At 61.1% G+C, this 11,350-nt stretch carries 10 protein-coding genes; 7 read left to right on the forward strand and 3 right to left on the reverse strand.

Annotated features, from left to right (window positions below; genetic code table 11):
* The first annotated feature begins 6 nt into the window (after positions 1-6).
* From V5B59_RS20095 to V5B59_RS20125, 7 genes are all read left to right on the forward strand, one after another.
* Positions 7-423 (forward strand): ExbD/TolR family protein, encoded by a 417-nt coding sequence (locus V5B59_RS20095; protein WP_034915412.1) that lies wholly within the window; start codon positions 7-9, stop codon positions 421-423.
* A 14-nt stretch (positions 424-437) separates the two neighbouring features.
* The gene (gene lpxK / locus V5B59_RS20100; protein ID WP_248594757.1) at positions 438-1,472 is read left to right on the forward strand and encodes a tetraacyldisaccharide 4'-kinase; all 1,035 of its coding nucleotides are present in this window, start codon (positions 438-440) and stop codon (positions 1,470-1,472) included.
* Positions 1,453-1,629: a Trm112 family protein gene (locus V5B59_RS20105; RefSeq protein WP_169069876.1), complete on the forward strand. Its 177-nt coding sequence runs from the start codon at positions 1,453-1,455 to the stop codon at positions 1,627-1,629. Before lpxK ends, V5B59_RS20105 begins: the two co-directional genes overlap by 20 nt.
* A gap of 62 nt (positions 1,630-1,691) precedes the next feature.
* Positions 1,692-2,456 (forward strand): 3-deoxy-manno-octulosonate cytidylyltransferase, encoded by a 765-nt coding sequence (gene kdsB, locus V5B59_RS20110; protein ID WP_034910724.1) that lies wholly within the window; start codon positions 1,692-1,694, stop codon positions 2,454-2,456.
* Between the two features lie 131 nt (positions 2,457-2,587).
* Positions 2,588-3,241: an adenylate kinase gene (gene adk, locus V5B59_RS20115; protein WP_034910720.1), complete on the forward strand. Its 654-nt coding sequence runs from the start codon at positions 2,588-2,590 to the stop codon at positions 3,239-3,241.
* A gap of 132 nt (positions 3,242-3,373) precedes the next feature.
* A complete protein-coding gene (locus tag V5B59_RS20120; RefSeq protein WP_169069874.1) occupies positions 3,374-5,779 on the forward strand; it encodes a sodium-translocating pyrophosphatase in 2,406 nt (801 codons plus the stop codon).
* Between the two features lie 261 nt (positions 5,780-6,040).
* Entirely contained in the window at positions 6,041-7,657 is a 1,617-nt protein-coding gene (locus V5B59_RS20125) for an IS1634 family transposase (RefSeq protein ID WP_332351692.1), read from the forward strand.
* 33 nt (positions 7,658-7,690) lie between these two features.
* Here V5B59_RS20125 and V5B59_RS20130 read toward each other — a convergent pair whose 3' ends face one another.
* The 3 genes from V5B59_RS20130 to V5B59_RS20140 all read right to left on the reverse strand — a co-directional run bounded on the left by V5B59_RS20130 (position 7,691) and on the right by V5B59_RS20140 (position 11,187).
* Entirely contained in the window at positions 7,691-8,338 is a 648-nt protein-coding gene (locus V5B59_RS20130; protein WP_169069796.1) for a YbhB/YbcL family Raf kinase inhibitor-like protein, read from the reverse strand.
* A 19-nt stretch (positions 8,339-8,357) separates the two neighbouring features.
* Positions 8,358-9,896 carry a murein biosynthesis integral membrane protein MurJ gene (gene murJ, locus V5B59_RS20135; protein ID WP_169069797.1) on the reverse strand — a complete coding sequence of 513 codons (1,539 nt, stop codon included), beginning with the start codon at positions 9,894-9,896 and terminating at the stop codon, positions 8,358-8,360.
* 106 nt (positions 9,897-10,002) lie between these two features.
* On the reverse strand, positions 10,003-11,187 hold the full coding sequence (locus tag V5B59_RS20140) for a lipocalin family protein (RefSeq protein WP_169069798.1): 1,185 nt from the start codon (positions 11,185-11,187) through the stop codon (positions 10,003-10,005).
* Positions 11,188-11,350: the final 163 nt, after the last annotated feature.

Raw genomic sequence — 11,350 nt, forward strand, 5'->3', positions numbered from 1 at the left:
ACTGTCATGAACTTTCGCCGCGGTCGCGCCAGTGACGTGCCCGAAATCAACCTGATCCCGCTGATCGACGTGCTGCTGGTGATCATCATCTTTCTGATGCTGACCACCACCTACGCCAAGTTTTCCGGTCTGGAGATCAACCTGCCGACCGCCGATGCCAGCAAACAGACAGAGACACCCAACGAGATCAACGTCGGGCTGACGGCTGCCGGTCAGGTGTTGGTGAACAAGGTGCCGCTGGCCACGGTCAGCGTACAGGCGATCAGCGAAGCCTTGCGGCGGGCAGCCGGCGACACCAAGGAACCGGTGATCGTGATCAATGCCGATGCCAAGGCCAACTATCAGAGCGTCGTCGATATCATGCAGGCGGCGCAGACTGCCGGCTATCCGCGGATTTCCTTCGCTACCCAATCCCCGCACTGATGGCTCGTGCCGGCATGGCGCAGTGTCTGACTGGCTGCTGGTACCAGAGCCGTCTGGCGCTCGTGCTCTGGCCCTTGCTGCCCTTCTCCTGGCTGTTCGGCGGGCTGGTCGTACTGCGACGCTGGCTGTACCGCTCCGCTCTGCTGCGCTCATATCGCCTGCCGGTGCCGGTGGTGGTGGTCGGCAACCTGACCGTTGGTGGCAGTGGCAAGACACCATTGGTACTGTGGTTGGTGAGCCGCTTGCGCGAGCAGGGCTGGCGGCCAGGCATCATCAGTCGTGGCTACGGCGGTAGTGACGGGCAGGTGCGGCCGGTGGACGCGTCCTCACAGTCTTCCCTGGTCGGTGATGAACCCTTGTTGCTGGCCAGGCGCAGCGGCGTTCCGGTCTTCGTCGGCCGCGACCGCCCTGCCGCCGGGCAGGCCTTGCTGGCGGTTCACCCCGAATGTGACGTGATCGTCTCCGACGACGGCCTGCAGCACTATCGCCTGCAACGCTCGATCGAACTGGTGGTTTTTGACGGACGCGGCGCCGGCAACGGCCGGCTGCTGCCGGCCGGCCCCCTGCGGGAATCCTTGCGGCGTCTGGCGGGTGTGGGCGCCGTGGTGTGGAATGGCCCGCCGGAGAGCCGGGTGGTGGACGCGGCTCGCCACTCGCCGCAATTCGACATGCGCCTGGTCGGCCAGCATTTCGTTGCCGCGAGCGGAGAACAGCGCCGCTGCGCTGTCGCCGACCTGCAGGATCGCAAGCTGTATGCGATTGCCGGGATCGGCGATCCGCACCGCTTTTTCCGGCAGTTGCAAGCTCTCGGGCTCAAGTTCGCAGCGCATCCCTTTCCCGATCACCATCCCTATCAGGCCAGCGATCTCACCTTTGCCAGCGACGGGGTACTGCTGATGACCGAGAAGGATGCGGTAAAATGCGCATCGCTGGTCACCGGCGAGGCCTGGGTACTGCCGGTCGAGGCGGTCATCCGTTGTTCACAACCCGGCCAGGCAACCCTGTTCGAGACCATTCTGGAGAAACTGCATGGACGCACGCCTGCTTGACATTCTCGTCTGCCCGATCTGCAAGGCCAATCTCGAATATCGCAAGGCACAATCAGAACTGCTGTGCAAACCCTGCAGACTGGCTTTTCCAATCCGCGACGGGATCCCGATCATGCTCGAGGAGGAAGCGCGACAACTCCTGAGCGACGGGACATGACTGCTGCAAATGGCAGCCGAGGGGTTGAAAGTGCTTGTCGGGGAAAGGATGTCGGGGTGGTGATGCGCTTCAAGGTCGTCATTCCTGCGCGTTATGCCTCGACACGCTTACCGGCCAAGCCCTTGCTCGATCTCGCTGGCAAGCCGATGGTGGTGCGGGTGGCCGAGCGTGCGCTGCTCTCGGGAGCCGAGGAAGTGGTGGTGGCGACCGACCACGCGGAAGTGGCGGCGGCTGTCGAGCGGCACGGTCTGCGCGTCCTGCTGACCCGGGCCGAGCATGCGAGTGGCACCGATCGTCTGGCCGAGGTGATCGAATCGTCGGGATGGCATGACGACACGATCGTGGTCAATGTGCAGGGCGACGAGCCCTTGATCGATCCAGCCTTGATTGTCCGTGTGGCCGTTGAACTGGCAGGGAGTGGTGCCGAGATCGCGACACTGGCGCATCCGCTGTCGGAAGCGGCTGAATTTTTCAATCCGAACATCGTCAAGGTGGTCCTGACGGCAAGTGGCGATGCCCTGTATTTTTCGCGTGCGCCGATTCCCTACGCGCGCGATCACTTTGCTCGCGAGGCCGGCGGCGAGACCTTGCCGATCGGGATGCTCGCTTATCGGCATATTGGCCTGTACGCCTATCGCGCGCATTTCCTGCGCACCTACACTGGCCTGGCTCCCTCGCCGCTGGAAAGCCTTGAAGCGCTCGAGCAGTTGCGCGCCCTGTGGCACGGCCTGCGCGTCCGTGTGGCGATTGTCGATGATCTGCCGAGCGCAGGCGTGGATACCCCTGAGGATGCACATCGCGTGCAGGAATGGTTCAAAAACGTTTGACCGTACGCGCATTTGAGGGTAAGTTTCGGCCTGTTGATCACGACAGCGTTCTGCCGCAGCGCGGTAGCTGGAGTGCAAGTATATGAAGTCTTGGATAAACCGCTTGATTTGATTCTCTCCGAAGGCGAACCATGAAACTCATTCTGCTCGGCGCTCCAGGTGCTGGCAAAGGCACTCAAGCCCAGTTCATTCGTGAAAAATTCGGCATCCCGCAAATCTCTACCGGTGACATGCTGCGTGCAGCGGTGAAGGCCGGTACGCCCCTCGGAGTCGAGGCGAAGAAGGTCATGGATGCGGGTGGACTGGTGTCGGACGAAATCATCATCGGTCTGGTCACGGATCGACTGCAGCAGGAGGACTGCCGGAGCGGTTATCTGTTTGATGGTTTCCCGCGCACCTTGCCGCAGGCCGAGGCGATGAAGGTCGCCGGCGTGGCCCTCGACTACGTGCTCGAAATCGACGTCGCCGACGAAGAGATCATCGAGCGGATGGGCGGACGGCGCGTGCATCCGGGTTCCGGCCGTACTTACCACATCCGCTTCAATCCGCCGAAGCTGGCCGGAAAAGACGATGTCACCGGCGAGGACCTCATTCAGCGCGACGACGATCAGGAAGAAACGGTCAGGAAGCGGCTGCAGATCTATCATTCACAGACCAAGCCGCTGCTGGAGTACTACCGCGCCTGGGCAGCGACGGGTGATCCCAGGGCGCCAAAGTGCCGCAGAATCGCTGGTGTCGGGGGTGTCGACGAGATCATGAAGGCAGCTTTCGAGGCCTTGCAGTAAGCGCCATCGATGACCGTGGCGGGGAAACATCTTCCGGGTTTGAACGTTGTTTGTTTCGTGTAGTACTGGGGTCAATCCGGCTCACGGGGATTTTCCGGGGAGTCTGGGTCACTTTAAAGAGGGAGGTTGCTTATGTCGTCAGCTTTGATGTTCGCGCTGGTTTGCGCTGTCATTGCGGTGCTTTACGGTGCCGCAATGACCAAGTGGATTCTTTCGTTGCCAGCCGGCAACCCACGCATGCAGGAGATCGCCAAAGCCATTCAGGAAGGCGCTTCTGCCTATCTGGCCAAGCAGTACACGACGATCGGTCTGGTCGGTGCCGTGCTCTTTGTGCTGATCTGGTTTGCGCTCGGCAAACTGATGGCCGTCGGCTTTCTGATCGGTGCGGTGCTTTCGGGCGCCACCGGCTTCATCGGCATGAACGTTTCGGTGCGTGCCAATGTGCGTACTGCCGAAGCCGCGCGCAGTGGCATTTCCGCGGCGCTCAGCGTCGCTTTCAAGGGTGGTGCGATTACCGGCATGCTGGTCGTCGGCCTCGGCCTCCTTGGCGTGGCCGGCTACTACGCCTTTCTCAAGGGTACTGGCGCTGACTTCCAGCACACGGTGGAACCGCTGGTCGGTCTGGCCTTCGGCGGATCGCTGATCTCGATCTTCGCTCGTCTGGGTGGTGGTATCTTCACCAAGGGGGCAGACGTTGGCGCCGACCTGGTCGGCAAGGTCGAAGCCGGCATCCCGGAGGATGATCCTCGTAACCCGGCCGTCATCGCCGACAACGTCGGTGACAACGTTGGCGACTGTGCCGGTATGGCCGCCGACCTCTTCGAGACCTATGCGGTGACGGTGGTGGCGACGATGGTGCTCAGCGCGATGATGCTCAAGGGTGTCGTCGGTGCCACCGACAACCTGATCGTCTACCCGCTGGTGCTCGGTGGCGTGTCGATCATTGCTTCGATCATCGGCTGTTTCTTCGTCAAGGCCAGCGATGGCGGCAAGATCATGAACGCCCTCTATCGGGGCCTGGCGGTGGCCGGCATACTGGCCTTGATTGCCTTTTATCCGATCACCACCATGCTGCTCGGCGATGGCATCACCCTCGCCGATGGCAGCCTGATCAGTTCGATGAAAATCTTCTGGGCTGCGGCGATCGGTCTGGCGCTGACCGGATTACTGGTCTGGATCACCGAGTACTACACCGGTACCGATTTCTCGCCGGTCAAGCGTGTCGCCGAAGCTTCGACTACCGGCCATGGCACCAACATCATCGCCGGCCTCGCGGTTTCGATGAAGGCCTGTGCCTTGCCGGTGATCTGCGTCTGTGCGGCAATCTACATCACCCATGCGCTGGCCGGCCTGTATGGCATCGCCATTGCTGCCACCTCGATGCTGTCAATGACCGGCATCATCGTCGCGCTGGATGCCTATGGTCCGATCACCGACAACGCTGGCGGTATCGCCGAAATGTCCGGTCTGCCGAAGTCGGTGCGTGACGTGACCGACCCGCTCGACGCGGTCGGCAATACCACCAAGGCGGTCACCAAAGGCTATGCCATCGGTTCCGCGGGTCTGGCCGCGCTGGTTCTCTTCGCCGATTACACGCATGCGCTGGAAACCCAGTTTGGCGGCAGCTTGCGTTTTGATCTTTCCGATCACATGGTGATCATCGGTCTCTTCCTCGGCGGCCTGATTCCCTACCTCTTTGCCGCCATGGCGATGGAAGCGGTGGGCCGGGCGGCCGGTGCGGTGGTCGTCGAAGTTCGCCGGCAGTTCAAGGAAATCAAGGGCATCATGGAAGGCAAGGCCAAGCCCGATTACTCGCGCGCCGTCGGCATGCTGACCGTCGCAGCGATTCGGGAAATGATCGTTCCCTCGCTGCTGCCGGTGCTGGTGCCGGTAATTGTCGGTCTGCTGCTTGGCCCGAAAGCGCTCGGTGGACTGTTGATGGGGACGATCATCACCGGCCTGTTCGTCGCCATATCGATGACCACCGGTGGTGGTGCCTGGGACAATGCCAAGAAGTACATCGAGGACGGCCATTTTGGTGGCAAAGGCTCCGATGCCCACAAAGCGTCGGTGACCGGCGACACCGTCGGCGACCCCTACAAGGACACGGCTGGTCCGGCGGTCAACCCGCTGATCAAGATCATCAACATCGTTGCCCTGATGATCGTCCCCTTGATGGTGCCGCCTGCCTCGGTGGCCAAGCCCGTCGCGGCGGCTGCGGTGGCGGTACCGGCAGCCAAGCTGTACTTCGCGATGGGTGCGGCGGAAATCCCGGCCGACGCTGGCAAGACTCTCGAAATCGTCGTTGCCTATGCCAAGGACCATCCGGCTGCAAAGCTTGCCATTTCCGGATTCCACGATCCGAGTGGCAGTCAGGCGGTCAACGAAGAGGTCGCCAAGAAACGCGCAATCGCCGTCCGTGATGCCCTGAAGAACGTCGGTATCGCCGAGGAACGCATCGAGCTCAGGAAGCCTGTGGTCACCACCGGTACCGGAGATCCTGCCGAGGCCCGTCGCGTCGAAGTCAGCGTGCAGTAATTTTGGCAGATTCTCTGCCCATATCAAGGAAAAAGGCCGCTTTGCGGCCTTTTTCGTGTCCTCTTGCAAGACCCCGTGCGTCGGCTACCCAGCGTTCAGCAATGGATTGAGGGTGTACGTGCCGGTCAGACGGACCTTCCCGGAGCCCTTGAGGTAAGTCGTTGATTCATGGCAAGAAACCAGAAAATCGGCAAAAATGTAGGCATGTAAATATAATAATAGCTATTTACAAACAATGTGCTATTGGCTATTATTGTCGGCATGTACATCGCCCGCGTCCCCAACCGAAAGTCCAGGCCGGCCATCCTGCTTCGCGAGTCCTATCGCGAGGGAGGCAAAGTCTGCACACGAACCATCGCCAATCTGACGAACTGGGCACCGGAACGAATCGTCGCCATGGAACGTCTGGTGAAGGGCGAATTCGACGACTGGTCGGGAGAGATGACCAGCGGCGAGATTTTTGGGGTGCTGTTTGCCCTCAAGCAGTTGGCCGACCAGGTGGGCCTCACGCGGGTGCTGGGCAGCGCTGCGGAAAGCAAGCTCAACCTGTTCCTGATTCTCGCGCGTATCGCGCATGGTGGCTCGCGGTTGTCGGCGGTACGCTGGGCGAAACAGCACACGGTGGCCGATGTGTTGGCGGTGGAGGCGTTCGATGAGGACGACCTCTATGCCGCGCTGGACTGGCTGGCGAGCCAGCAGGAACGCATCGAGCGGGAGCTTTACCAGGCCTATGTCAAGGCGCAGGGCCAACCGCCCGTGCTGGTGCTTTACGACGTCACTTCGAGCTACTTTGAAGGGGAATGCAACGAGCTGGGGCAATATGGTTACAACCGCGACGGCAAGCGCGGCAAGCCGCAAATCGTCATCGGTTTGTTGACCGCGGAGGACGGGGAGCCTCTGGCCGTGCGGGTCTTCGAAGGGAATACCGCGGACCCGACGACGGTGGCCAGCCAGATCACGATCCTGAAGGAACAATTCGGCATTGCCGAGGTGGTGATGGTCGGCGATCGGGGAATGATCAAGGCCAAGGGGAAAGCCGCGCTGTCGGTACAGGGCTTCCGTTATATCACGGCGTTGACGGACGCGCAGATACGCACCTTCCTCAAGGAGGGGGTGCTGCAGACGGATCTCTTCGATGCGCATCTGTGCGAGGTGGAGCACAACGATAAACGCCTGATCGTGCGCCGCAACGAGACTGTGCGGGTGCGCGAGGAGCGTCGGCGGGAGGACAAGCTGGCGCAGTTGCAAGCGAAGGTCGCCGAACGTAATGCCTTCGTCAAGGACTCCAAGCGCGCCAGCGCGGCAGCAGGCCTGGCCGCCTTGCAGCGCTGGACCAAGAGCCACAAGCTCAGCGCGTTTGTCACCCTGACGCTGAAAGAACGCGTCATTGTCTGTACCATCGACGAGGAGGCCAAAGAGCAAGACGCTCTGCTCGACGGCTGCTATCTGCTGGAAACCAATGTGCCGCTCACCTTGATGGACGCGAAGACGGTCGATGCGCGTTATCGCGATCTGCAAAAAGTCGAGCGCAACTTCCGCACCGTGAAAACCACCTTTCTGGAAATTCGCCCGATCTTCCTGCGCAAGGCCGAGCGGACCAAGGCGCATGTCTTCGTGGCGATGCTGGCCTTAAAAATCACGCGGCGGTTTGAAGCGGCTCTGCGGCAGACCTTCGGCAGCACCGAAGACGACCCCGCCGCCATCACCCCGGACGACGCCCTGGTGGCCCTCGGACGATTGACCTATCTCTACACCACCGACCGCAACGGTCAGCGTCACACGCATCTGCCACGCCCGGACGATCAACAGGCCAAAATCCTCAGCGCCATCGGTCTGTCCTTCCCGCTCAAGGCCAAAGCCGACAAGCTCGCCGCGTAGGCAGGCGCCGCTTTTGCGGCATCGGCTATTTTTTTAACAAAAACCGATAGTTACAGCATAACTGCGCTTGCTGGCTGGGGGAAGATCCGTCAGACTCGCATCGGCCAGAATGTGCCCCTGCATTGCCGCGCGCAGCTGCTGGCCGGTCAGCTTGCCATCGATGTCCAGTCTGGCGACATCCAGTGCGAAAAGCGTAAACACGTAATGGTGGACGATCTCGTCGTTCCAGGGCGGGCAGGGACCATCGTAGCCGTAGTAGTCGCCGCGCATGTCATTGTCGCCGGCGAACCAGTTGGTATAGTCATTGATTCCCTGGCGTGCGTCATGCGGGGCATGCGGACCGGATTTCCCGCGTGGCGTGACATCGTTGGAAAATTCGCCTGCCCTGATCTCGCTGAGTGTGGCCGGCAAATCAAGCAGCACCCAGTGGAAAAAATCGACCCGCGCCAGCGATGCCGGAACCGTGCGGTCTTCCTGATTGACGTCATCGCCCTGGCTGGGAACGTCCGGGTCGTGACAGATGAGGGCGAACGAGCGCGTTCCCGTCGGCGCGCCGCTCCATGCCAGATGCGGGTTGCGATTGCTGCCCAGGCAAACATGGTGTTCGGGGTCGGGGATACAGAATGCAAAGTCACCCGGGATCCGTTGTCCGTCACTGAAGCTGCTGCTGATCAATATCATCGTAAATTCTCCTGATTGATTACTCGGCCGCGCTGCGTTTGAAGTCGCGCAGGCGAAAACCTGCGACCCATAGTGTAGCGAAATAGACGCTCGCACCGAAGCCGACCGCTACAGAAAGACGCAGCAATCGTTCTCCCAGGTGCCAGTTGAGCCAATCGACCGTTGTGCCGACCACAAACCACAGCGCGGCGCCCATGCTCAGCATGGCGAAAGCGAGTCTGCCGTAAAACAGCAGCCAGCCAGGCTGCGGGGTATAAATGCCGCGCTGGCGAAGACCACGGTAGAGCAGCGTGGCGTTGAGGCTGGCGGCCAGTCCGATCGAAAGGGCCAGGCCGGCATGCTGCAGCCAGCCGATCAGGAGCAGGTTCAGTACTTGCGTGACGAAAAGGGTCAGCAAGGCGATCCTGACCGGAGTGCGGATGTTCTGGCGGGCATAAAAGCCGGGTGCCAGCACTTTGACCAGAATCAGGCCGAGCAGCCCAATACTGTAGGCGACCAATGCGTCGCGCGTCCTGAACACGTCGTCGGCGGTGAAAGCGCCATGATGGAACAGGGTGGTGATCAGCGGCACGGCGAGAATGCCGAGCGCCAGGGCCGCTGGCGCCGCCAGCAGAAAGGTCAGCCGCAAGCCCCAGTCGAGCAATCGGGAATATTCCTCGTGCCGCTCTGCGGCATGGCATTTGGCCAGCGAGGGAAGCAGAACGGTGCCGAGTGCGGCGCCGAGCATGCCGGCCGGAAATTCCATCAGGCGGTCGGCATAATAAAGCCAGGAGACACTGCCGGTTTTCAGGAAGGAAGCGAAGACGGTGTTCAGCAACAGGCTGACCTGCGCCACGGAAACACCGAGCACGGCTGGCGCCATCAGTCGGAAAATGCGCCTGACCCCCTCGTCGTGCAGATTGATCGAAAATCGCGGCAGCATGCCAATACGCCTCAGGCTAGGGATCTGGAAGGCGAGTTGCAGGGCACCACCAAGAAAGACGGCCCAGCCGAGGGCCATGACCGGCGGGTCGAAGTAGGGCGCTGCAAAGAGTGCCATCAGAATGAACGAAACATTGAGCAGCACCGGCGTGAATGCGGGTACGGCGAAGCGGCTCCAGGTATTGAGAATGCCACCGGCCAGCGCGACCAGCGACATGAAAAGGATGTAGGGGAAAGTGATGCGCGTCAGCTTGACGGTCAGGGCAAACTTTTCGGGGTCATCGGTAAAACCCGGAGCCGAAAGGTAAACGAGTACCGGCGCGGCCGCCATGCCGAGCAGGGTGACCGACAGCACGACGAGAAACAGCAGACTCGCGACACGGTCTACCAACTGCCGGGTCTCCTCGGCTGGACGCTGGTTCCGGTATTGGCCAAGGACCGGAACGAAGGCCTGCGAAAAAGCGCCTTCGGCAAACAGTCGGCGCAACAGGTTGGGGAGCTTGAAGGCAACAAAGAAAGCGTCGGTCAGCGCCCCGGCACCGAAAGCGCGGGCGATCACGAAATCGCGGACAAAACCGAGTATGCGCGACAGCAGGGTCATACTGCTGACGGTGGCGAGGGTCTTCAGGAGGTTCATGGTTTGTCCGGGCAGCGCCTCAGGCGCAATCCCCTCATCTTAGCGCCTGGGACCCCGACTAGCAAAACGCCGGGATACGCTTTCCAGGCGCTCAGCGGGCTTCAAGCTACCGGCTTTTTGTTGCCGGTTCCGCCTGCGGATCGTAGCCGCTCAGTTCCATGAAACCGACACCCTTGTGCGAGCCGCTGAACTTGACCGCACCTTCCCAGTAGACGTTCAGCGTCGTCGTCCGGGCGTCGAACTCACTACTGGGGATCACCGGATCGACTTTCAGCTTGATGCCCCTGGCGGGTACCGAGATGGTCCAGTGGATCGGATAGAGCACGCCACCCGACGAAGGACTTTTCCAGGTGCCGCGGGATGTCGCTTCGAAGTCGGATGCACCGAGCGCGCTGACCACACCGTCCTTGCCATAGGTTCCCATGCGCAGCACCGGCCCGCCCTGGCGATCAAAGAGTTCGAAGATCATCAGGTCGGCACCATCCGTCAGTTGCAGCGCAAACCAGTTCCAGCGTAGCTTCGCCGCTTCGAAGTCACCCCACTGATGATCGAACCAGACCTCACCATGCACCGCTTTGGCGGTTCCGCCAAGGGTCAGCGTGCCCTGCGCAGCCATGCGTGGGCGCGAGGTGTAATAACTCTTGCCGGCGGCACCGAAATCCAGCAGACCGGCGACCGGCGTACCCGGCGCCTGGTGCAATACCGGTTGCCGGTGGTCATTGAGTTGCAGATCGAGTGCAAAATCCTTGCCGGCCATCTTCGCGGCATGTTGCGCGCCATCTCCCTGCAATTGCCAGCTACCGAACTTGAAGGCAAATCCGTCACGGCGCCCATCCGACGGGTTGCCTGCGGTGCGTGCCTGCTCGGTATACAGCTTCTCGGTCTGATGGTCGAGCAGTGAGCCGTGGAATACGGTGTGGGTGAGCGTTCCCTTGCGCAAGAAGGAGGCGAGATGAAACGAATAACGTTCGCCTGAATCCGCTTGCAGATGACCACTGTAGTACCACCATTCGGTGAGCGTGTCATGCGCTGCATCGTCGGCGGGTAGCTTCACCGGCGACATGGTCGCGGCAGCAATTGTCGCCGATTGCTCGCTCCCAGCGCCGGCAGTGGAAGCCAATGGTATCTTGTCGGAGCGTATGAAGACGACCCAGCCGACCGCCACCATCATGATCAGCCAGCCGGAGATGACCAGCCAGCGATAACGCCTGAACCAGCGCGACGAGCCTGGACGGGCCTTGCCACGGCTGCGCTGCCGTATTCCATAAGTACTGCTGATTCCAGTGTTCATTCGGACAGATCCTCTCGCTCTTCCCGCCCATACCCATCGGCGAGCAAAAGCAGGCGGCAAAGGGCATGGTGAATACTCAGGCTGCCAGTTTGCCCTCGACGAAGTCGATCAGCGTCGCCAACGAAGCGAAGACCGATCCGTCGATCTCGTCGTCTTCGACCGT

The sequence above is a fragment of the Candidatus Accumulibacter contiguus genome (genome assembly GCF_036625285.1).
Classification (GTDB): Bacteria; Pseudomonadota; Gammaproteobacteria; order Burkholderiales; family Rhodocyclaceae; genus Accumulibacter; species Accumulibacter contiguus.

Coding starts and splice junctions, on each gene's coding strand:
- V5B59_RS20095 (WP_034915412.1), top strand. CDS start 7: ATGAACTTTCGCCGCGGTCGCGCCAGTGACGTGCCCGAAATCAACCTG.
- lpxK (WP_248594757.1), top strand. CDS start 438: ATGGCGCAGTGTCTGACTGGCTGCTGGTACCAGAGCCGTCTGGCGCTC.
- V5B59_RS20105 (WP_169069876.1), top strand. CDS start 1,453: ATGGACGCACGCCTGCTTGACATTCTCGTCTGCCCGATCTGCAAGGCC.
- kdsB (WP_034910724.1), top strand. CDS start 1,692: ATGCGCTTCAAGGTCGTCATTCCTGCGCGTTATGCCTCGACACGCTTA.
- adk (WP_034910720.1), top strand. CDS start 2,588: ATGAAACTCATTCTGCTCGGCGCTCCAGGTGCTGGCAAAGGCACTCAA.
- V5B59_RS20120 (WP_169069874.1), top strand. CDS start 3,374: ATGTCGTCAGCTTTGATGTTCGCGCTGGTTTGCGCTGTCATTGCGGTG.
- V5B59_RS20125 (WP_332351692.1), top strand. CDS start 6,041: ATGTACATCGCCCGCGTCCCCAACCGAAAGTCCAGGCCGGCCATCCTG.
- V5B59_RS20130 (WP_169069796.1), bottom strand. CDS start 8,338: ATGATATTGATCAGCAGCAGCTTCAGTGACGGACAACGGATCCCGGGT.
- murJ (WP_169069797.1), bottom strand. CDS start 9,896: ATGAACCTCCTGAAGACCCTCGCCACCGTCAGCAGTATGACCCTGCTG.
- V5B59_RS20140 (WP_169069798.1), bottom strand. CDS start 11,187: ATGAACACTGGAATCAGCAGTACTTATGGAATACGGCAGCGCAGCCGT.